This is a genomic window from Enterobacter cloacae complex sp. 2024EL-00711 (genome assembly GCF_047529885.1).
Taxonomy (GTDB): domain Bacteria; phylum Pseudomonadota; class Gammaproteobacteria; order Enterobacterales; family Enterobacteriaceae; genus Enterobacter; species Enterobacter ludwigii.
Window position 1 is genome coordinate 73259 of sequence record NZ_JBLIZC010000010.1, and the last position, 21751, is coordinate 95009.

The 21751-nt window shown below is 55.0% G+C and carries 16 protein-coding genes; 3 read left to right on the plus strand and 13 right to left on the minus strand.

Annotated features, from left to right (window positions below; genetic code table 11):
* Positions 1–31: 31 nt before the first annotated feature.
* The 5 genes from eno to rlmD form a co-directional block, all read right to left on the minus strand.
* Positions 32–1330 (minus strand): phosphopyruvate hydratase, encoded by a 1299-nt coding sequence (gene eno, locus ACMVME_RS20805; protein ID WP_014885045.1) that lies wholly within the window; start codon positions 1328–1330, stop codon positions 32–34.
* 82 nt (positions 1331–1412) lie between these two features.
* Positions 1413–3050, minus strand: a complete 1638-nt coding sequence (gene pyrG / locus ACMVME_RS20810; RefSeq protein ID WP_014171412.1) for a glutamine hydrolyzing CTP synthase — start codon at positions 3048–3050, stop codon at positions 1413–1415.
* Positions 3051–3273: 223 nt separating this feature from the next.
* Positions 3274–4065 carry a nucleoside triphosphate pyrophosphohydrolase gene (gene mazG / locus ACMVME_RS20815; RefSeq protein WP_068794969.1) on the minus strand — a complete coding sequence of 264 codons (792 nt, stop codon included), beginning with the start codon at positions 4063–4065 and terminating at the stop codon, positions 3274–3276.
* A 69-nt stretch (positions 4066–4134) separates the two neighbouring features.
* Positions 4135–6366, minus strand: coding sequence for a GTP diphosphokinase (gene relA / locus ACMVME_RS20820; protein WP_014171414.1), 2232 nt, complete (start codon positions 6364–6366; stop codon positions 4135–4137).
* Between the two features lie 51 nt (positions 6367–6417).
* On the minus strand, positions 6418–7716 hold the full coding sequence (rlmD, locus tag ACMVME_RS20825) for a 23S rRNA (uracil(1939)-C(5))-methyltransferase RlmD (RefSeq protein WP_068794970.1): 1299 nt from the start codon (positions 7714–7716) through the stop codon (positions 6418–6420).
* 57 nt (positions 7717–7773) lie between these two features.
* On the opposite strand from rlmD, the gene barA reads away from it, so the two are divergent.
* The gene (gene barA / locus ACMVME_RS20830; protein WP_068794971.1) at positions 7774–10533 is read left to right on the plus strand and encodes a two-component sensor histidine kinase BarA; all 2760 of its coding nucleotides are present in this window, start codon (positions 7774–7776) and stop codon (positions 10531–10533) included.
* 46 nt (positions 10534–10579) lie between these two features.
* On the opposite strand, the gene ACMVME_RS20835 is transcribed toward barA, so the two are convergent.
* From ACMVME_RS20835 to syd, 8 genes are all read right to left on the minus strand, one after another.
* A complete protein-coding gene (locus tag ACMVME_RS20835; RefSeq protein ID WP_068794972.1) occupies positions 10580–11725 on the minus strand; it encodes a glycerate kinase in 1146 nt (381 codons plus the stop codon).
* A 77-nt stretch (positions 11726–11802) separates the two neighbouring features.
* Positions 11803–13140, minus strand: coding sequence for a glucarate dehydratase (gudD, locus tag ACMVME_RS20840; protein ID WP_020883801.1), 1338 nt, complete (start codon positions 13138–13140; stop codon positions 11803–11805).
* A gap of 15 nt (positions 13141–13155) precedes the next feature.
* The gene (locus ACMVME_RS20845) at positions 13156–14496 is read right to left on the minus strand and encodes an enolase C-terminal domain-like protein (protein ID WP_068794973.1); all 1341 of its coding nucleotides are present in this window, start codon (positions 14494–14496) and stop codon (positions 13156–13158) included.
* Positions 14496–15851, minus strand: a complete 1356-nt coding sequence (locus ACMVME_RS20850) for an MFS transporter (protein WP_020883799.1) — start codon at positions 15849–15851, stop codon at positions 14496–14498. Before ACMVME_RS20850 ends, ACMVME_RS20845 begins: the two co-directional genes overlap by 1 nt.
* Positions 15852–16229: 378 nt before the next feature.
* Positions 16230–16679, minus strand: a complete 450-nt coding sequence (locus ACMVME_RS20855) for a flavodoxin (protein WP_068794974.1) — start codon at positions 16677–16679, stop codon at positions 16230–16232.
* 15 nt (positions 16680–16694) lie between these two features.
* Positions 16695–17480, minus strand: coding sequence for a tRNA pseudouridine(65) synthase TruC (gene truC, locus ACMVME_RS20860; protein ID WP_014171422.1), 786 nt, complete (start codon positions 17478–17480; stop codon positions 16695–16697).
* Positions 17477–17806: a YqcC family protein gene (locus ACMVME_RS20865; RefSeq protein WP_032678877.1), complete on the minus strand. Its 330-nt coding sequence runs from the start codon at positions 17804–17806 to the stop codon at positions 17477–17479. Before ACMVME_RS20865 ends, truC begins: the two co-directional genes overlap by 4 nt.
* Before the next feature lie 630 nt (positions 17807–18436).
* A complete protein-coding gene (gene syd, locus ACMVME_RS20870; RefSeq protein WP_032680381.1) occupies positions 18437–18982 on the minus strand; it encodes a SecY-interacting protein in 546 nt (181 codons plus the stop codon).
* A 69-nt stretch (positions 18983–19051) separates the two neighbouring features.
* On the opposite strand from syd, the gene queF reads away from it, so the two are divergent.
* Positions 19052–19894 (plus strand): NADPH-dependent 7-cyano-7-deazaguanine reductase QueF, encoded by an 843-nt coding sequence (queF, locus tag ACMVME_RS20875; protein ID WP_032680380.1) that lies wholly within the window; start codon positions 19052–19054, stop codon positions 19892–19894.
* Positions 19895–20010: 116 nt separating this feature from the next.
* Positions 20011–21375: a nucleotide 5'-monophosphate nucleosidase PpnN gene (gene ppnN / locus ACMVME_RS20880; protein WP_032680379.1), complete on the plus strand. Its 1365-nt coding sequence runs from the start codon at positions 20011–20013 to the stop codon at positions 21373–21375.
* Positions 21376–21751 lie beyond the last annotated feature (376 nt).

Genomic DNA, 21751 nt, shown 5'->3' on the forward strand with positions numbered 1-21751 from the left:
CGACTGGCATTTTCATTTTAAGGCTTAGCGATTATGCCTGGCCTTTGATCTCTTTACGACCGTTGTATGGTGCTTTTTCGCCCAGTGCTTCTTCGATACGAATCAGCTGGTTGTATTTAGCAACACGGTCAGAACGGCTCATAGAACCGGTCTTGATCTGGCCAGCCGCGGTACCAACAGCCAGGTCAGCGATGGTAGCGTCTTCAGTTTCGCCAGAACGGTGAGAGATAACAGCGGTGTAGCCAGCGTCTTTCGCCATTTTGATCGCAGCCAGCGTTTCGGTCAGAGAACCGATCTGGTTGAATTTGATCAGGATGGAGTTAACGATGCCTTTCTCGATGCCTTCTTTCAGGATCTTGGTGTTGGTTACGAACAGGTCGTCACCCACCAGCTGGATTTTGTCGCCCAGTACTTTAGTCTGATATGCGAAGCCATCCCAGTCAGATTCGTCCAGACCGTCTTCGATAGAAACGATTGGGTACTGTTTGGTCAGGTCTTCCAGGAAGTGAGTGAACTCTTCAGAGGTGAACGCTTTGTTGCCTTCGCCAGCCAGAACGTATTTACCGTCTTTGTAGAATTCAGACGCTGCACAGTCCATCGCCAGAGTGATGTCTTTGCCCAGCTCGTAGCCTGCTGCTTTAACCGCTTCAGCGATAACAGCCAGTGCTTCTGCGTTAGAACCCAGGTTTGGCGCATAGCCACCTTCGTCACCAACAGCAGTGTTCATACCTTTAGCTTTCAGAACTTTAGCCAGGTTGTGGAACACTTCAGAACCCATACGTACTGCTTCTTTCAGGGATTTCGCGCCAACTGGCTGAATCATAAATTCCTGAATATCAACGTTGTTGTCTGCGTGCTCACCACCGTTGATGATGTTCATCATCGGTACAGGCATGGAGTATTTGCCTGGAGTGCCGTTCAGTTCAGCGATGTGTTCGAACAGTGGCATACCTTTAGCAGCCGCTGCAGCTTTGGCGTTCGCCAGGGAAACGGCCAGGATTGCGTTAGCACCGAAGTTAGATTTGTTTTCAGTACCGTCCAGATCGATCATGATCTTGTCGATGCCAGCCTGGTCTTTAGCGTCTTTGCCAATGATTGCCTGAGCAATAGGGCCGTTTACGGCGCCAACAGCTTTCAGTACGCCTTTGCCCATGAAACGGGATTTGTCGCCATCGCGCAGTTCCAGCGCTTCGCGGGAACCAGTAGAAGCACCTGACGGAGCAGCTGCCATACCGACGAAACCACCTTCCAGGTGAACTTCGGCTTCAACGGTCGGGTTACCACGGGAGTCGATGATTTCACGACCGATGACTTTAACGATTTTGGACATTAGATTTTCCTCAGTACAAGTTAAACTAAAACTCCAGACAAACAACGCGTACCAGAGGTACGCGTTGCCGTTCTAACTTTTTTTACTTCGCCTGACGCTTCTGGTAATCGCTGGCGGCTTTCACAAAGCCTGCAAACAGCGGGTGCCCGTCACGTGGCGTTGAAGTAAATTCCGGGTGGAACTGGCAGGCGACAAACCACGGATGGTTTGGCACTTCGATGATCTCGACTAACTGATCATCCCCGGAGCGGCCCGCAACACGCAGACCCGCAGCTTCAATTTGTTTCAACAACATGTTGTTGACTTCATAGCGGTGACGATGACGTTCGGTGATAACCGGCTCGCCATACAGCTTGCGAACGACGCTATCGTCGGACAGCTGGCAGGCCTGTGCGCCAAGACGCATCGTGCCACCCAGGTCGCTCTTCTCGGTACGGACTTCGACGTTACCTTCTTCGTCGCGCCATTCAGTGATAAGCGCCACGACAGGGTACTTACAGTCTGGCACAAATTCCGTAGAGTTCGCGTTTTCCATTCCCGCTACGTTGCGCGCAAATTCGATCAGCGCAACCTGCATACCCAGGCAGATACCGAGGTATGGAATATTGTTTTCACGCGCATAGCGTGCGGTGGCGATCTTGCCTTCTACACCACGGTAGCCGAAGCCGCCAGGGATAAGGATCGCATCCAGATCTTTCAGAATTTCAACGCCACGCGTTTCAACATCCTGCGAATCAATCAGCTTGATGTTAACGGAGACGCGGTTCTTCAGACCACCGTGTTTCAGCGCTTCGATAACTGACTTATAGGCATCTGGCAGTTCAATGTACTTGCCAACCATGCCGATAGTCACTTCGCCAGCCGGATTCGCTTCTTCGTAAATAACCTGTTCCCATTCAGACAGGTTAGCTTCCGGACAGTTCAAGCTGAATCGTTTACAAATATAATCGTCCAGGCCCTGTGATTTCAACAGGCCCGGGATTTTATAAATGGAATCGACATCTTTCATTGAAATAACGGCTTTTTCCGGCACGTTACAGAACAATGCAATTTTCGCGCGTTCGTTCGCCGGAACCGCGCGATCGGAACGGCAAACCAGGATGTCTGGCTGAATACCGATGGAGAGCAACTCTTTAACGGAGTGCTGAGTAGGTTTGGTTTTCACTTCACCTGCGGCTGCCATGTAAGGCACCAGCGTCAGGTGCATGAACAGCGCGTTTTCACGGCCAATATCAACCGCCAGCTGACGAATCGCTTCCAGGAATGGCAGGGATTCGATATCACCCACGGTACCGCCGATTTCAACCAGCACCACGTCGTGGCCTTCGCCGCCCGCAATAATGCGTTCTTTGATAGCGTTAGTGATGTGTGGGATAACCTGAACGGTAGCACCAAGATAATCACCACGGCGCTCTTTACGCAGAACGTCGGAGTAGATGCGGCCTGTCGTGAAGTTGTTACGACGGGTCATTTTAGTGCGGATGAAACGCTCGTAGTGGCCAAGATCCAGATCGGTTTCAGCGCCGTCTTCAGTAACGAACACTTCCCCGTGTTGGATTGGACTCATGGTACCCGGATCGACGTTGATGTACGGATCCAGTTTCATCATGGTCACATTGAGGCCACGGGCTTCAAGAATGGCTGCGAGGGAGGCTGCGGCAATGCCTTTACCCAGAGAGGATACGACCCCGCCGGTCACAAAAATATAGTTCGTTGTCATGCTGAACCTGAGAAGTTAGGGTGAAACGATGGAATAACCAGGACGGGAAAGTAGTATACCCGAACACGGCGAGCGCCACAAACTTTCATTCTCCGTCTCCTGTCCAGCCAATGACAAACATAAGGAGTGAGAAAATAGCCCCTTTTGGGTAAATGTTTTTGACGCAAATCAAGCGCTTGTCATTTAAAAAATCACACAAATTGCGCTTGATCGCCAAATTTCGTTAGAGATCAGTTTCCTGGCGTTTTACTTCTTGCCAGACTTCTTCCATCGCCTCGAGGTCAATTCCGCTCATTTCCAGGCCGCGCGAGGCCACAATCCGCTCAACTTCGCGAAAGCGTCGTTCGAACTTAATGTTGGCTTTTTGCAGGGCGGTTTCCGCTTTTACACCCAGATGGCGAGAAAGGTTGACGGTCGCGAACAGCAAATCGCCCATCTCTTCTTCAAGCTTTGCTTCATCTACCACGGCCTGTTGCGCTTCGTGCATTACTTCGTCGATCTCTTCATGCACTTTTTCCAGCACCGGGCCAAGAGACGTCCAGTCAAAGCCAACCGCGGAGCAGCGTTTCTGAATTTTATGCGCCCGCATCAGCGCAGGCAGGTTCAGGGGAATGTCATCCAGTGCCGAGTGCTGGGATTTCTCCGCGCGCTCGGCGCTTTTAATCTGTTCCCAGCGCGCCAGCACTTCCGCGCTATCACCTGCGGTGGCATCGCTAAAGATATGCGGATGACGGCGTTCCAGTTTGTCGCTGATGGCAGCGCAGATGTCGTCGAAGTTAAAACGCCCCTCTTCCTGCGCCATTTGCGCATAGAACACCACCTGGAACAGCAGGTCACCCAGTTCACCACGCAGGTCGTCAAAATCCTCGCGTGAAATGGCGTCCAGCACTTCATAGGTCTCTTCGAGGGTGTACGGGGCGATGGTGGCGAAAGTCTGCTCTTTGTCCCACGGGCAGCCGTTTTCCGGATCGCGCAGGCGTTTCATGATGCCAAGCAGGCGGTCGATTTGGGTCATAATTCTGTCCTGATTAAAAATAAATGCCGGGTAAAGGCTACGCCTTACCCGGCTTACAGAAAGGTGGGCTTACCCGCCGTGCAGACGACGTGCGTCAATCACATCCGGGACCTGGTTCAGTTTGCCAAGCACGCGGCCCAGTACCTGCAGGTTGTAGATTTCGATGGTCATATCGATGGTAGCAAGCTGCTCGCGCGTATCGCTGCGGCTGGCCACGCCCAGCACGTTGACCTTCTCGTTCGCGAGAATGGTCGTAATATCACGCAGCAGGCCGCTGCGGTCGTTTGCGGTGACGCGAACCACCAGCGAGTACCCCGCCGAGTAGCTCTCGCCCCAGACCGCTTCCACAATACGTTCCGGTGCATGCGACTGCAGCTCGGCAAGCTGGTCGCAGTCTGAACGGTGAATGGAAATCCCGCGTCCCTGAGTGATAAAGCCAACGATATCATCACCCGGGATTGGCTGGCAGCAGCGGGCAATGTGGTGCATCAGATTACCCACCCCTTCCACCACAACGCGGCCATTGTCTTTGCTGCGCTGTTGTGGCGCATAGGTTTTCTGCTGCAGCTGCTTCAGCGCCGCCGCATCCTGCTCCGCCGCGCTTGGCTTGTTGAACTGCGCCTGCAGGAAGTTCACCATCTGATTAAGACGGATATCACCGCCGCCAATCGCCGCCAGCAGTTCATCCAGCTCGTTGAAGTTGTAGCGCGGCAGCAGGAATTTCTCGGCCTCTTTCAGGCTTATGCCGATATGTTCCAGCTCGTCGTCGAGGATCTGGCGACCGGCCAGAATGTTCTTGTCACGATCCTGCTTACGGAACCAGGCGTGAATTTTTGAGCGCCCGCGGCTGGTGGTGACATAACCCAGGTTCGGGTTAAGCCAGTCACGGCTCGGGTTAGGCTGCTTCTGCGTGATGATTTCAATCTGGTCGCCCATCTGCAGCTGATAGGTAAACGGTACGATACGCCCGCCAATTTTCGCCCCGATGCAGCGGTGCCCCACATCACTGTGGATGTGATAGGCAAAGTCCAGCGGCGTGGAGCCTGCTGGCAGGTCGACCACGTCACCTTTCGGCGTAAAGACGTAGACCCGGTCGTCAAAGACCTGGCTTCGCACTTCATCCAGCATTTCGCCGGAATCCGCCATCTCTTCCTGCCACGCAATCAGCTTACGCAGCCAGGCAATACGGTCTTCATGACCAGAGCGCACGCCACCTGACGTCCCCTCTTTGTATTTCCAGTGCGCCGCGACGCCAAGCTCAGCGTCCTCGTGCATCTGTTTGGTACGAATTTGAATCTCGACCGTTTTGCCGCCAGGCCCCAGCACCACGGTATGAATAGACTGATAGCCGTTAGGTTTCGGGTTCGCGACATAGTCATCAAACTCATCCGGTAGATGGCGGAAGTGAGTATGTACTATCCCTAACGCGGCGTAGCAATCCTGCAGACGCTCCGCAACGATGCGCACGGCGCGCACGTCAAACAGCTCATCAAAGGCGAGATGTTTCTTCTGCATTTTGCGCCAGATGCTGTAGATGTGCTTGGGTCGACCATAGACTTCGGCCCGCACATTCTCTTCTTTCATCGACTGGCGCAATCCGCTGACGAACTCCTCAATATAGTGCTCGCGGTCAATGCGTCGCTCGTGCAGGAGTTTTGCAATCCGCTTATATTCTGCCGGGTGCAGGTAACGGAAGCAGTAATCCTCCAGCTCCCATTTCAGTTGACCAATCCCTAAGCGGTTCGCCAGCGGTGCATAGATGTTCGTACACTCTTTCGCGGCCAGTACGCGCTCGTCTTCCGGCGCATCTTTTACTTCGCGCAGGTGGGCAACGCGCTCAGCGAGCTTGATGACCACGCAGCGGAAATCGTCCACCATGGCCAGCAGCATCCGGCGAACGTTATCAACTTGCTCCGAGGAGACGGAATCGGTATGTGCGGCTTTGAGCTGGCGGATTGCCGCCATATCCCGTACGCCGTGGATCAACGCCACGACGGATTGCCCGACGCTGTCGCGCAGCACGTCTTCAGTGACGACATCCGCATCGGCAAGAGGGAACAAAAGCGCGGCCTGCAGCGTTTCGATATCCATGTTCAGCATGGATAAGATTTCAACCATCTCCACGCCGCGCCACAATAACAGTTCGGCGTCAGGATGCCCCAGAGTGGTGCGCTGACAGTAGGCCCAGGTTTCGGTTAAGCGTTCACACGACTGCTGGCTGGAAATCCCCAGACTTGCTATCCATTTTTGTGGGTCAAACTCCCCAGCTTTATTAAGATGTGCACTTCTTACCGCAACCATTGTCCTCTCCTTTAGGGACCAGGGCCTGTCGAAGTCGACAAGCCAAACTAATTAGATGTGCTCAAACAACACCATCGATTCCAGATGCCCAGTGTGCGGGAACATGTCCAGCATTGCCAGACGCTGAATCTGGTAACCCGCACGGATTAATGCCTCACTGTCTCGGGCAAGCGTTGCCGGGTTACAGGAAACATAGACCACGCGCCTGGGCGCGAGTTTAATTATATGTTGCATTACACCCGGTGCACCTGCGCGCGCCGGGTCGAGAAGAATTTTGTCAAACCCCTGCATCGCCCACGGCTGCTGTGTCACATCTTCCTCAAGATTTTGGTGAAAGAATGTCACATTTTGCAAGCCGTTCTGTCGTGCGTTCTCCTGCCCTTTAGCCACCAGCGCCTCAACGCCTTCGACGCCCACAACGCTTGCCGCCTGCCGGGCCAAAGGCAGCGTGAAATTGCCCATTCCGCAAAACAGGTCAAGTACCCGATCGCTCTTCTGCACATCGAGCCACATCAGCGCTTTCTCAATCATTTGCTGATTGACGCCATCATTTACCTGAATGAAATCGCGCGGACTGAACGTTAAGCGTAGCCCGTTTGACGCATACCAGGGCGCTTCACCTGTCAGTTGCTCAAGTATCTCGCTTTGGGGGGCAAGGAAAAGCGCCAGCTCGTGGGAATGCGAAAAGCGTTCCAGTTTTTCGCGATCTTTTTTCGACAGCGGCGCGGTGTGGCGCAGCACCATCAGCGGGCCATTGTTGGCCATGACCAGTTCGACGTGCCCGAGGTGGCGAACGCCGTCCAGTCCGCAGAGGCAGGCGTGCACGTCAGGAAGCAATGCCTCAAGACGGGGCACCAAAATGGGGCACTGCCTGATATCGACGATATCGCTGGAGCTGGCTTTGCGAAACCCCATCTCCAGCCGCTCAGTTTTTGGCTGATAGTTCAGGCTCAAACGCGCGCGACGACGATAGCCCCAGGGCTGGTCGGCGATGATCTCGTTGACGTCGTGCTTAAGCAGGCGGGCCAGGGCGCTGCTTTTACTTTTTTGCTGTAATTCTGTGCTGACATGCTGTTGCTGGCAGCCACCGCAGACGCCAAAATGCGGGCAGCGAGGCTTCACGCGGTCCGGGCTATCGTTATGACGCTGCTTAACCTGCCCGCGTGCAAACTGGCGTTTATCTTCCGTCAGCGTAATTTCTGCTCGTTCTGTTGGCAGTAAACCTGTTATAAACAGTGTCTTACCATTATGACGCGCAACCCCCTGGCCAAAGGGATCGAGGTCAGTGGCTTCAACAGTTATGATCTGACGCGTCGTCACGCGTCGCTTTGCAGAGTAGAATTGCGCCATCGCCGAGATTTTTCTCACATAAACATAATTATCCTAATTGTCCCATAACGGAACGCCATGACCAACTACAGCCTGCGCGCGCGCATGATGATTTTGATCCTCGCCCCCACCGTTCTCATCGGTTTGCTGCTGAGTATCTTTTTTGTGGTGCACCGCTATAACGATTTGCAGCGGCAACTGGAAGATGCCGGTGCCAGCATTATCGAACCGCTGGCCGTCTCCAGTGAGTATGGGATGAACCTGCAAAACCGCGAATCGATAGGTCAGTTAATCAGCGTGCTGCACCGCCGTCATTCGGATATCGTGCGTGCCATCTCCGTTTACGACGAGCATAACCGCCTCTTTGTCACCTCGAATTTTCATCTGGATCCAGCGGCCCTGAAAATTCCTGACGGTACGCCCTTCCCGCGCCACCTCACCGTGCTGCGACGCGGCGATATCATGATCCTGCGCACCCCGATTATTTCGGAAAGCTATTCACCCGATGAATCCGCCCAGTCTGATGCCAAATCCAGCGACAATATGCTCGGATATGTGGCGCTGGAGCTGGATCTCAAGTCGGTGCGTCTGCAGCAGTACAAAGAAATTTTCATCTCCGGCGTTATGATGCTGTTCTGTATCGGGATAGCACTTATCTTCGGCTGGCGCCTGATGCGTGACGTGACGGGGCCCATTCGCAACATGGTTAACACCGTCGACCGCATTCGCCGGGGCCAGCTCGACAGCCGGGTGGAAGGGTTTATGCTGGGCGAGCTCGATATGCTCAAAAACGGCATTAACTCGATGGCGATGTCGCTGGCAGCGTATCACGAAGAGATGCAGCACAACGTCGACCAGGCGACCTCTGACCTGCGCGAAACCCTGGAGCAGATGGAGATTCAGAACGTTGAGCTGGATCTGGCGAAAAAACGCGCGCAGGAAGCCGCACGTATCAAATCCGAGTTCCTCGCGAATATGTCCCACGAGCTGCGTACGCCGCTCAATGGCGTGATTGGCTTTACCCGTCTGACGCTAAAAAGCGAGCTGAACCCAACCCAGCGCGATCATCTGCACACCATTGAGCGCTCGGCCAACAACCTGCTGGCGATCATCAACGACGTGCTGGACTTCTCCAAGCTGGAAGCCGGCAAGCTGATCCTGGAGAGCATCCCGTTCCCGCTGCGCAGCACGCTCGATGAAGTGGTGACGCTGCTCGCACACTCGTCGCACGATAAAGGCCTGGAGCTGACGCTCAACATTAAAAATGACGTGCCGGATAACGTCATTGGCGACCCGCTGCGCCTGCAGCAGGTGATTACAAACCTTGTCGGTAACGCCATCAAATTCACCGAAAGCGGCAACATTGATATTCTGGTGGAAAAGCGCTCCATCAGTAATAACAAGGTTCAGATTGAAGTTCAGATCCGCGATACCGGCATCGGTATTCCGGAGCGGGATCAGTCCCGTCTGTTCCAGGCGTTTCGTCAGGCCGATGCAAGTATTTCCAGACGTCATGGCGGCACGGGGCTGGGTCTGGTTATCACACAGAAACTGGTTAAGGAGATGGGGGGAGATATCTCTTTCCACAGCCAGCCAAACCGGGGCTCCACGTTCTGGTTCCATATCAATCTGGACCTTAACCCGAACGTGTTGACCGACGGTCCGGTAACCAATTGCCTGAAAGGAATGCGCCTTGCCTACGTTGAGCCGAACGCCGCAGCGGCGCAGTGTACGCTTGATATCTTAAGCACCACGCCGCTGGAGGTGATCTACAGCCCTACCTTCTCAGCGCTTGCCGTGGAGCATTACGACATCCTGCTGTTGGGGGTCCCGGTCACCTTTACCGGCGAGCTCACCATGCAACAGGAACGGCTGGCGAAAGCCGCATCGATGACCGACTACCTGCTGCTGGCCCTGCCGTGTCATGCCCAGATCAATGCAGAAGAGTTAAAAAATGACGGGGCCGCCGCCTGCCTGCTTAAGCCACTTACCGCGACCCGCCTGCTGCCAGCACTGACGGAATACTGTCGTCTGAGCCAGCACGCCCTGCCGCTGATTGACGATGAACAAAAATTGCCGATGAGCGTAATGGCGGTGGATGATAATCCGGCCAACCTGAAGCTGATTGGCGTGTTGCTTGAAGATCAGGTTCAGCACGTAGAGCTGTGTACCAGCGGTGCGCAGGCGGTTGAGCATGCGAAACAGATGCAGTTCGATTTAATTCTGATGGATATTCAAATGCCCGGCATGGATGGCATTCGTGCCTGCGAGCTGATCCGTCAGCTCCCGCATCAGCAGCAAACGCCGGTGATTGCGGTCACCGCCCACGCGATGGCCGGTCAGAAAGAGAAGCTGCTGAGCGCCGGAATGAATGATTATCTGGCCAAACCTATCGACGAAGAGAAGCTGCACAGCCTGCTGTTACGCTATAAGCCGGGGCATATCGGCGGAACGTACACGGTATCGTCCGAACCGGTGGAAATCAGCGTCAGTCAAAACGCCACCTTTGACTGGCAGCTTGCGCTGCGCCAGGCGGCGGGTAAGCCTGATTTGGCCCGCGATATGCTGCAAATGCTGGTCGCGTTTCTGCCGGAAATTCGTAATAAGGTCGAAGAGCAGCTGGTGGGTGAAAACCCGGAAGATCTGCTGGAAGCCATTCATAAGCTGCACGGTAGCTGCGGCTACAGCGGTGTGCCGCGGCTGAAGAATCTCTGCCAGCTGCTGGAGCAACAGCTTCGCGCGGGCACGCCGGAAACAGAGCTTGAACCGGAATTTCTGGAGCTGCTGGATGAGATGGATAATGTGACGCGGGAAGCCATGAAGGTGTTAGGTAACTAGCGTTGCCCTCTCCCGCCGGGAGAGGGCAAACAGGATTGCCCGCCGTTCAGAGCCTGAACGCCTGCCCCACTTTCAGCACTGCAGCGATATTGCGTGCGGCCATCCGCACATTGTCGCTGGCATTTTCCAGCGCGTCCTCCAGCGAACAGATGGTATAAATCACGCTGAATACCGCGTCGATGCCGTGATTATGTACCACCCCGACATCCGCCGTCAGGCTACCCGCAATACCGATGACCGGTTTATTAAAGCGTTTAGCCACCTTCGCGACGCCCACCGGCACTTTGCCGTGGATCGTCTGGCTGTCGATGCGCCCTTCTCCCGTAATCACCAGATCGGCGTTAGCCACCTGCTCTGCCAGATGCAGCGCATCGGTGACAATCTCAATCCCCTGACGAAGCTGCGCACCGCAGAAAGCGTAGAGTGCCGCCCCCATTCCACCCGCCGCACCGCCGCCGGCAAGGTTGATGACGTCGATATCCAGATCCCGGGCAATGACCTGCGCGTAATGCGCCAGGGCGTTATCCAGGGTCACAATCATCTCCGGCGTGGCGCCTTTTTGCGGGCCAAAGACCGCGGATGCCCCTTCGTCTCCGGTGAGCGGATTAGTGACGTCACAGGCGACTTCAATCCGGCACTCCGCCAGACGGTTATCCAGCCCGCTCAGGTCGATACGGGCCAGTTTTGCCAGCTCGCCGCCTCCCTGTCCAAGGGGCTGCTCGTTGGTATCCAGCAGCTTTACCCCCAGCGCCTGCACCATGCCGGCACCGCCGTCATTGGTGGCACTGCCGCCAATGCCAATAATAATATGCTTAACGCCCGCATCCAGCGCGTGCCGGATAAGCTCGCCGGTCCCCCAGGAGGTGGTAAGAAGGGGATTGCGTTGCGAAGGCGCGACCAGCTCCAGACCGCTTGCCGCCGCCATTTCAATAAACGCGCACTGTTCGTCACCGGAGATGCCATAGAACCCGTCCACAGGCTCACCCAGCGGGCCTGAGACAGAGGCATGGACAATGCGCCCTTGCGTTGCCGCCACCATAGCTTCTACGGTACCTTCTCCACCATCGGCGACCGGCAATTTCACAAAGTCAGCCGCGGGGAAAATCTCGCGAAAACCCTGCTCAATCGCGGTGGCTACCTCAAGGGCACTCAGGCTTTCCTTATACGAATCCGGTGCGATAACAATCTTCATAAGCCATCCTTACGCATAGTCATTACGTTAAGCATACACCACGTAAACGACCGCTCATGGGAGCGGTCCCAATGCGTTTATCGTACCATGCACGGACGTTTATTGTCGAATTTCCAGTCAGGTATCAAATATTGCATGGCCATCGCATCATCGCGTGCCCCCAGACCATGTTTTTGATACAGCTCGTGGGCTTTCATCACCTGATCCATATCCAGCTCAATGCCCAGACCCGGCGTGGTTGGCACCTGCACCATGCCTCCTTTGATCTCAAACGGCTCTCTGGTCAGACGCTGATTACCTTCCTGCCAGATCCAGTGGGTATCGATAGCAGTGATCGTGCCCGGTGCGGCAGCGGCCACGTGGGTGAACATCGCCAGCGAGACATCAAAGTGGTTATTGGAGTGCGAGCCCCAGGTCAGGCCAAATTCATGGCACATCTGTGCCACACGCACCGACCCCTGCATCGTCCAGAAGTGGGGGTCTGCCAGCGGAATATCGACAGACTGTAACGACAGGGTGTGCCCCATCTGACGCCAGTCTGTGGCAATCATATTGGTCGCGGTGGGTAAACCGGTGGCGCGACGGAATTCCGCCATCACTTCACGGCCCGAGAAGCCCTGCTCAGCCCCGCACGGATCTTCCGCGTACGCCAGCACGCCTTTCAGTTGTTTACCAATGCGGATAGCTTCATCCAGAGACCAGGCACCGTTCGGGTCGAGCGTGACGCGCGCCTGCGGGAAACGTTTTGCCAGTGCGGTAATGGCTTCCGCCTCCTGTTCACCCGCAAGCACGCCGCCCTTCAGTTTGAAATCGTTAAAGCCATATTTTTCGTACGCGGCTTCCGCCAGGCGCACCACCGCATCCGGGGTCATCGCGTCTTCGTGGCGGAGTCGGTACCAGTCACATTTTTCATCCGCCTGGTTCTGGTACGGCAGCGGCGTCAGCGTGCGGTCGCCAACGAAGAACAGATAGCCCAGCATTTCCACTTCACTGCGCTGCTGGCCTTCGCCCAGCAGCGACGCAACGTTAACGCCCAGGTGTTGGCCCAGCAGATCCAGCATCGCGGCTTCGATACCGGTGACCACGTGAATGGTGGTTCGCAGGTCGAAGGTTTGCAGGCCACGACCGCCGGCATCACGGTCAGCGAAGGTGCTTCGCACGGTATTGAGGATATTTTTATATTCGCCCAGCGTTTTTCCCACCACCAGCGGAGCGGCCTCTTCCAGCGTTTTGCGGATCTTCTCACCACCGGGGATTTCACCCACGCCGGTATGCCCGGAGTTATCGTTGATAATGACAATATTGCGGGTGAAAAACGGCGCATGCGCTCCGCTCAGGTTCATCAACATGCTGTCATGGCCGGCGACCGGAATGATCTGCATGGAAGTGACTACAGGGGTAGTAAAAGTACTCATCGTTCAATCCTTTTATCAGTGACGTCCAAAAACAGGGCGCTTACGATCAAATGTCCAGCCGGGGATCAGGTACTGCATCGGCCCCGCGTCGTTACGCGCGCCGCCTGGCAGTTTTTTATACGCCTCATGCGCGTGATGAACCTGATCCCAGTCAAGCTCAACGCCCAGCCCCGGTGCATCTGGTACGGCAATCTTGCCATGTTTGATTACCAGCGGTTCTTTCGTCAGGCGGGCTTCTCCCTCCTGCCAAATCCAGTGGGTATCAATGGCGGTCGGGTTGCCCGGAGCCGCCGCGCCAACGTGTGTAAACATCGCCAGCGAGATGTCGAAATGGTTGTTGGAGTGACAACCCCAGGTCAGTCCCCAGTCGTCGCAGAGTTGTGCGACGCGAACGGCACCTGAGAGTGTCCAGAAATGCGGGTCCGCCAGCGGAATATCGACCGCGTTCAGCATCACCGCGTGGCCCATTTCACGCCAGTTGGTGGCGATCATATTGGTGGCCACCGGCAGACCGGTGGCACGCCGGAATTCCGCCATCACTTCACGACCGGAGAAGCCCTGCTCGGCCCCGCACGGATCCTCCGCGTAGGTCAACACGTCGTCCAGCCCTTTGCATAAGGCAATGGCCTCATCCAGCAGCCATGCACCGTTCGGATCCACCGTAATGCGCGCATCCGGGAAACGTTTTTTGAGCGCGCGGGCAGTTTCAATCTCCTGCTCGCCGGGCAATACGCCGCCTTTCAGCTTGAAATCTTTAAATCCGTAGCGATCCTGCGCGGCTTCCGCCAGCCGAACCACCGCCTCACCGGAAAGCGCCTCCTGGTGACGCAGGTGATACCACTCGTGGTCGCCAGGGGAATGCGCCAGATAAGGCAGGTCGGTTTTATTGCGATCGCCAACGTAAAACAAATAACCGAGCACCGTCACCGCGTCGCGCTGTTTTCCTGGCCCCAGCAGTTCGCAGACCGGGACCTTCAGCGCCTTACCCAGTAAATCAAGCAGCGCAGCCTCTAGCGCGGCGACAGCGTTGACGCGCAGTTCGAACGTCCAGGCGCCTTTGCCGAACGTGTCAAAGTCTGCCGACTGATTGCCCTTGTGCACCCGCTGCACCACGTTATTGAGGCGAGCTACCTCCTTCCCGACGACCAGCGGAATGGCGTCTACCAGCGTCTGGTGGATAACCTCGCCACCCGGCGCTTCCCCAACGCCGGTGTGGCCCGCGGAATCCGTCAGCACCACGATATTACGGGTAAACCAGGCGTTATGTGCGCCGCCGATGTTGAGCAGCATACTGTCCTGTCCGGCTACCGGTATGACCTTCATGTCGGTAATCACCGGGCTTGATTGAGTCGTCATCAGCCGCGCTCCACTACAGGTTTAAGTTCCACGCGCTTGATATCACCCACCAGAACCAGGTAGCTCAGGACCGCCACCAGCGCGTGTACGCCAACGTAAATCAGCGCGCCGTTGAAGGAGCCAGTGGTTCCCACGATGTAGCCGATGGCAATGGGGGTCACAATCCCGGAGATGTTGCCAAACATATTGAACAGTCCACCGCTCAGGCCGCTGATCTCTTTCGGTGCGGTATCCGCCATGACCGCCCAGCCGAGGGCACCGATCCCTTTACCGAAGAAGGCCATCGCCATAAAGCCAATAATCATCCACTCAGCGCTGACGTAGTTACAGAACACCATGGTCATGGAGAGCAGCATGCCGAGCACAATCGGCGTTTTACGCGCGATATTCAAAGAGCCTGTACGACGCATCAGCCAGTCGGAAATCACACCCCCCAGCACCCCCCCTACAAAACCGCAGATAGCCGGGACTGACGCCACAAAGCCCGCTTTCAGGATCGACATCCCGCGCGCCTGCACCAGGTAAACCGGAAACCAGGTGATGAAGAAGTAAGTTAAGGCGTTAATGCAATACTGGCCCAGATAGATGCCGATCATCATGCGCGAACCGACGAGCTGTTTGATCTGCGCCCATTTCTGGCTGAACGGCACTTTTGCTTTTGCCGATTTCTGATCCATGTTGATCAGCGCCCCGCCTTCAGCAATGTACTCCAGCTCTTTTTTATTCACGCCGGGATGCTGGTTCGGTTCGTGGATCACTTTCAGCCAGACGAAGCTAATGATGATCCCAAGCCCCCCCATAAAGAAGAAGACATGTGACCAGCCCACTTCATGCGTCAGCCAGCCCATAATGGGTGCAAAGATCACCGTCGCAAAGTATTGCGCAGAGTTAAAAATTGCTACCGCCGTTCCCCTCTCCTGCGCCGGGAACCACGCCGCCACAATACGGCTGTTACCGGGGAAGGAAGGTGCTTCGGCTAAGCCCACCAGGAAGCGCAGGGTGAAGAGCGCAACGATGATGCCAAATCCGTTGAACACATCGACGAAGCCCTGCAACAGGGTAAATGCCGACCAGATGAAGATGGACCAGAAATAGACGCGTTTGGAGCCAAAACGATCAAGCAGCCAGCCGCCAGGAATTTGGCCGATAACGTAGGCCCATGAAAATGCGGAGAAAACGTAGCCCATGCCAACCGGATCAAGACCAATGTCTTTTGCCATTTCAGAACCGGCAATCGACAGCGTGGCACGGTCACCATAGTTAAAGGATGTGACGATAAACAGCATCACCACTATCCAGTAGCGCGCATTTGTGCGCTTCTCAGCGCTGCTCGCCGCGTGGCTTAATGTACTCATTGTTGCACTCCTGAATCCAGGCTCTCGCCAGTTCATTCTGTACAGCACCGGTAGGGTAACCAGAATGAGGGTTAGTATTTGGCAGTTTTGGTACGGCTTGATGCCGTTTTATAGTGCGCACTGCCTTTTTGATGACTGACCGGAAAAGTATAGGGAGAAGTGCCTCTGTCCCTCACCGTGCATGAACACAACATTGAGGGGTCAATGAGAAGTTGTTTGGGGCATAAGCCCAAAGCAGTGGAAGGTAGTTCACGGAATTCGCCGGAAGGCGGGAGAAAAGCAAAACGGTAACCGACGTTACCGTTTTGTGTTTGCGCTCGCGCCACGTGGGCCCGGGGCCCGGGGCCCGGGTATGCGAAGGGCTGCCCGGCCAGAGGGTTATTTAAGCAGCGTTGCCCAGTGTTCAACCCACGGGTTCGATTCACTCTCTGGCTCAGGGTGTTCACCTGCATCAATCAGCAACATCTCACCGACGCGTTGCGCTCTCTGTTCCTGCAAAAGCGCATCGAACTGCTTACCACCGCCACAGAAATTGGCGTAAGAACTGTCGCCCAGAGCAATGATGCCGTAGTGAACATCCGGCTGATAGCCAAGCTGATCCTTGATTGCCTGGAAAAGCGGCACGATGCTGTCCGGCAGATCGCCCTGCCCGGTAGTGGAGGTAACCACCAGAATGTATTTATCTTTGTACTTTTCCCAGTCTGCCAGCTCCGGGTCTTCATAGACCGTGGCTTTATGGCCCTGACCTGCGAGTATCGCCTCAGCCTCTTCTGCTACCAGCAGCGAGTTGCCGTACATTGTGCCGACAAAAATGCCCACTTCAGCCATGATGTATTTCCTTGATTATTGCGCTTGCTGTTCATCCTGAACGTTGCCCGATACAAACTCAACCCTTTCATTTTCGGGGAGTTGCCCCAGCCAGCCAAACTGTGACAGGGCCTGCATCCAGACGTTGTCCAGCCCCGCATGGAGAGTCAGCGGTTCGCCGGTAAACGGGTGCGTCAGGCTCAGTTCACTGGCATGCAGCATCAGACGGTCGCAGCCAAAATGTTCGGCAGCACTGCGGTTCTGGCGCAAATCGCCGTGCTTGCTGTCACCAATAATCGGATGACGCAGATGTTTCAGGTGACGGCGGAGCTGGTGTTTGCGCCCGGTTTTGGGCAACAGCTCAACCAGACTGTAGCGGGTGGTCGGAAACTTGCTGGTTGCCACCGGCATTTCCGTGGTCGCCATGCCGCGGTAATCCGTCACGGCAGGCTGCGGGCCTTTGTCATCGCGGGCAAATTTATCGGCAATCTTGTCCAGCTCTTCCACCAGCGGATAATCGAGCGTGGCGCTCTCCGTCAGCCAGCCACGAACGATCGCGTGGTAGCGTTTCTGGATCTGGTGCTGTTCAAACTGCTGCGACAGCAGGCGGCCCGCTTCGCTGGAAAGCCCCATCAGCAATACACCGGAGGTTGGCCTGTCGAGACGATGAGCCGTAAAGACGTGCTGACCAATCTGGTCGCGCACGGTTTGCATCACCACCACTTTTTCATCGCGGTCCAGCCAGCTTCGGTGCACCAGCCAGCCAGACGGTTTGTTTACCGCGACCAGCCACTCATCCTGATAGAGGATCTCAAGCGTCATGCATCTTCACCGGCAAACACAGCATCCAGCTTTTCCAGCTCAATCAGCATGACATCGCGCGCAGGGTGGGTCGCGTCCAGCGCCATTTCATAATAAGGCGCAACAGCGAACGCCTGCGGCAGCGGGTGGCCACCGTCGAGCAGCGCGTGCATGCGCGGAATTAATACCCACTGGAGCCATTCGAACGGTGCCAGCGTATCCAGACAGAACGGCTGAGTGCTTGCGAAGGCTTCTGGCTGCGGCGCGGTCTCCTGCCACAGCTGATGTTGGCGCAATAATGCCTCGATGGCGTGCAACCGGGCACGAACGCTATCGTGTTGCGTCATAGTAACCTCAACTGAAAAAGTGAACGGCGCGCAGCATAGCATTGCAGGAGACAGAAATAAAAAAAGGGAGCACTGTAAAAACAGTGCTCCCGGTTCGTTCCGCAGCAATCCAGCTACAATTCGTGCTCCCTGCTCATCCGTGACAACTTTTCCTGAAGCCCGAAGGCCTGGTCATCCTTCACCTTGTGCATCCTGCTCACATCGTCCTGATGTGTTTGTTTCATCCTGAAACGTCCTGGCCATCCTGACCCACCGACCATCCTGACCGGCTCTCATTCTCCCTTCCTGGAGGTGTCCCTTACGCATCCTGCGCGATCCTTTTGCTTCATCCTGAAGCCTTCCTGCAGCGTCATCCTGACGTGTTCCTGGTGAGAAACGCCATCATCCTGATGTTCGTTTCTCGTGTCGGCGTCCTGTCGACACAACTAGAATCCGCTATTCTGCTTCGTCTTACAACCCATGCTGGCAGCGCTGTAAGCCGTCCCGTGCCCCCCTGGACGCGGCGATAGCTCATTAACATATTGAAAAATAGAGTAATGTTAATCTTAATTAATTAAGGCAATACTGAATGATCCAGCGATCTCTCACAACTCTGTAAGAGATCTCTCACACGCGCGATGGCATCGTGGATTACAGAAGTGGCTCAAGTCGGGTGAGGAATTCCGCAAGTGAGGGGGAGAGAGTCTCGCGATTGCGGGTACCGATGGTCTCTTTAACCACTTCACCAGACAGGTTGCAGACTGAGACAACGTCCAGTTCACTGTCCAGCGTGGCAATAAAGAGCGTCGGAGAAAGCTTAAGGCGTTTTTGCGTGACCAGATGACCAATCAGGTTTTCCTGAACACGCTGCAGATCGTCTTCACTCCAGGTCTGCAACAGCGTCAGCGTGATACCAGCAAATCGCGCAGGCATATCCCCTGCAAATTGCGTGGTATAAAACGCGTGAACCGCTGGTTGTACCACAATGTCCATTGCACGTTCAACCGCATTTACATTTTGCTCACCCGTCGGGGGTTGCGGTTGCCAGATAACGTAATCATCCGGAGAAGAGATAATACATGGCGAAGGTACACCATATAAGTCAGTGCTTTGCGGCCATGTGCCGTGCGTTTCATGCCATGCATCGCAATAGCGGGTCGTGAAGGCAGTGAGGGCATTTGCAGTTTCGATGTCCACCGATTTCTCTCTTCTTGTAAGACAGGATAAACTCAGCCCATAAGTGTACCTGTAAAGTGGCTATGAAACATGTCTTACGAAAATCATCAGGCGTTAACGGGCTTAACGCTGGGTAAATCGACCGATTACCGCGACACCTACGATGCAAGCCTGCTGCAGGGCGTACCGCGCAGTTTGAATCGCGATCCTCTGGGCCTGCGCGCTGACGCGCTGCCGTTTGTTGGCGGTGATATCTGGACGCTCTACGAGCTTTCCTGGCTCAACGCCCGCGGTCTGCCGCAGGTTGCTGTGGGCCATGTTGAACTGGATTATGCCAGCCAAAACCTGGTGGAATCCAAAAGCTTTAAGCTCTATCTCAACAGCTTTAACCAGACCAAATTCGACAGTCAGGAAGAGGTTCAGCATACCCTGGAGCGGGATTTAAGCGCCTGCGCACAGGGTAAGGTGAGCGTGTCACTCTATCGTCTGAATGAGCTGGAAGGGCAGCCGGTTGCCCACTTCAACGGCACCTGCATCGACGATCAGGATATCGCAGTGGATAATTACGAATTTAGTACCGATTACCTCGAAAATGCGGCGAGCGGAAAGATCGTTGAAGAGACGCTGGTAAGTCATTTATTGAAATCCAACTGCCTGATCACCCATCAGCCGGACTGGGGCTCCGTGCAGATCCAGTATCGCGGTCCGAAGATTGACCGGGAAAAACTGCTGCGCTACCTGGTGTCGTTCCGCCATCACAACGAATTCCACGAGCAGTGCGTGGAGCGCATCTTTAATGATATTCAGCGTTTCTGTCATCCCGAAACGTTAAGCGTTTATGCGCGCTACACCCGCCGCGGTGGTCTGGATATCAATCCATGGCGCACCAACACAGACTTTGTGCCTGCCACCGGCCGTCTTGTACGCCAGTAACCTAAATATTTTCGCAATATGCGCGGTCTATTCCGCGCTTTAGGTTGTGAAACGTCGTAAGCCAGGGCTATTGTAATCAACAGGGAAAGACGATAATCGTCCCGTAAGGAGCTCACTTGATTACACATATTAGCCCTCTTGGCTCAATGGATATGTTGTCGCAGCTGGAAGTGGACATGCTTAAACGCACGGCCAGCAGCGATCTTTATCAATTGTTTCGTAACTGTTCACTTGCCGTACTGAACTCCGGAAGCCTGACCGACAACAGTAAAGAGCTGCTGTCCCGCTTCGAAAACTTTGATATCAACGTGCTGCGCCGCGAGCGTGGCGTGAAACTTGAAGTGATCAACCCGCCGGAAGAGGCCTTTGTGGACGGACGCATCATTCGCTCCCTTCAGGCCAACCTGTTTGCCGTGCTGCGTGACATCCTGTTTGTTAACGGGCAGATCCACAACGCAGGCCGCTTCCAGCATCTTGACCTGGAAAGCTCGGTACATATCACCAATCTGGTGTTCTCCATTTTACGTAACGCCCGCGCCCTGCACGTGGGCGAAGCCCCTAATATGGTCGTCTGCTGGGGTGGTCACTCGATTAACGAAACCGAATATCTCTATGCCCGTCGGGTGGGTAACCAACTCGGCCTGCGTGAGCTGAATATCTGTACCGGCTGCGGTCCCGGGGCGATGGAAGCGCCAATGAAAGGCGCGGCAGTGGGACACGCTCAGCAGCGTTACAAAGAAGGGCGCTTTATCGGCATGACCGAGCCGTCGATCATCGCCGCTGAGCCACCTAACCCGCTGGTTAACGAACTGATTATTATGCCGGATATCGAGAAGCGCCTTGAGGCGTTCGTCCGTATCGCCCACGGGATAATCATCTTCCCGGGCGGCGTGGGAACCGCAGAAGAGCTGCTCTACCTGCTGGGTATTCTGATGAACCCGGCTAACAAAGATCAGGTTCTGCCGTTGATCCTGACCGGGCCGAAAGAGAGCGCTGACTACTTCCGCGTACTGGACGAGTTTATCGTGCATACGCTGGGGGAAACCGCGCGTCGTCACTATCGCATCATCATTGACGATGCGGCAGAAGTGGCGCGTCAGATGAAAAAAGCGATGCCGCTGGTTAAAGAGAACCGTCGCGACACCGGAGATGCCTACAGCTTTAACTGGTCAATCCGCATCGCGCCGGACCTGCAGATCCCGTTCGAACCCTCGCACGAAAACATGGCCAACCTGAAACTGTACCCGGACCAGCCGGTAGAAGTCCTGGCTGCCGACCTGCGACGCGCCTTCTCCGGCATCGTGGCGGGTAACGTGAAAGAGATGGGTATCCGTGCTATCGAGAAGTATGGTCCGTATAAGATCCATGGCGATCGCGAAATGATGCGCCGCATGGATGACATGCTGCAGGGCTTTGTTGCCCAGCACCGCATGAAGCTACCCGGGTCAGCGTACATTCCTTGCTACGAAATCTGCACGTAACATTTTCACTCTCCTGATAAAAGCCGGGCCACGATGCTGTGGGGCCCGGCTTTTTTATTACCGAAACAACTCATAGATATTGCTTATACCTTTTACAAACTCTGACACCACGCAAACGATTACCTCGTTTTTACAACCGTAAATTATCAGCCTTAAACTAAATTACCTGCCAGAAAATCCTAAAAACCCATTTCTTTACAGCGTAAGACACCTATCTTCGCGGGTGCTCTTTTAGCTCACATGTTGTTGATGGTAGCCTTCGCGCCCGTAAATCCTATTCGATGTTTTTTTAATAGATAAATGGTCTAAAGATGCCCACATCAAAAGTGGATTATTGCAATTGGGATCGGGATCACTGATAGATTCATAACGAGAA

What these genes read in the sequence shown, in the direction of transcription:
- rlmD (WP_068794970.1), bottom strand. Translation starts at nt 7,716, where the DNA reads ATGGCGCAATTCTACTCTGCAAAGCGACGCGTGACGACGCGTCAGATC.
- barA (WP_068794971.1), top strand. Translation starts at nt 7,774, where the DNA reads ATGACCAACTACAGCCTGCGCGCGCGCATGATGATTTTGATCCTCGCC.
- ACMVME_RS20835 (WP_068794972.1), bottom strand. Translation starts at nt 11,725, where the DNA reads ATGAAGATTGTTATCGCACCGGATTCGTATAAGGAAAGCCTGAGTGCC.
- gudD (WP_020883801.1), bottom strand. Translation starts at nt 13,140, where the DNA reads ATGAGTACTTTTACTACCCCTGTAGTCACTTCCATGCAGATCATTCCG.
- truC (WP_014171422.1), bottom strand. Translation starts at nt 17,480, where the DNA reads ATGACGCTTGAGATCCTCTATCAGGATGAGTGGCTGGTCGCGGTAAAC.
- ACMVME_RS20855 (WP_068794974.1), bottom strand. Translation starts at nt 16,679, where the DNA reads ATGGCTGAAGTGGGCATTTTTGTCGGCACAATGTACGGCAACTCGCTG.
- ACMVME_RS20845 (WP_068794973.1), bottom strand. Translation starts at nt 14,496, where the DNA reads ATGACGACTCAATCAAGCCCGGTGATTACCGACATGAAGGTCATACCG.
- relA (WP_014171414.1), bottom strand. Translation starts at nt 6,366, where the DNA reads ATGGTTGCGGTAAGAAGTGCACATCTTAATAAAGCTGGGGAGTTTGAC.
- ACMVME_RS20850 (WP_020883799.1), bottom strand. Translation starts at nt 15,851, where the DNA reads ATGAGTACATTAAGCCACGCGGCGAGCAGCGCTGAGAAGCGCACAAAT.
- pyrG (WP_014171412.1), bottom strand. Translation starts at nt 3,050, where the DNA reads ATGACAACGAACTATATTTTTGTGACCGGCGGGGTCGTATCCTCTCTG.
- ACMVME_RS20865 (WP_032678877.1), bottom strand. Translation starts at nt 17,806, where the DNA reads ATGACGCAACACGATAGCGTTCGTGCCCGGTTGCACGCCATCGAGGCA.
- mazG (WP_068794969.1), bottom strand. Translation starts at nt 4,065, where the DNA reads ATGACCCAAATCGACCGCCTGCTTGGCATCATGAAACGCCTGCGCGAT.
- queF (WP_032680380.1), top strand. Translation starts at nt 19,052, where the DNA reads ATGTCTTACGAAAATCATCAGGCGTTAACGGGCTTAACGCTGGGTAAA.
- eno (WP_014885045.1), bottom strand. Translation starts at nt 1,330, where the DNA reads ATGTCCAAAATCGTTAAAGTCATCGGTCGTGAAATCATCGACTCCCGT.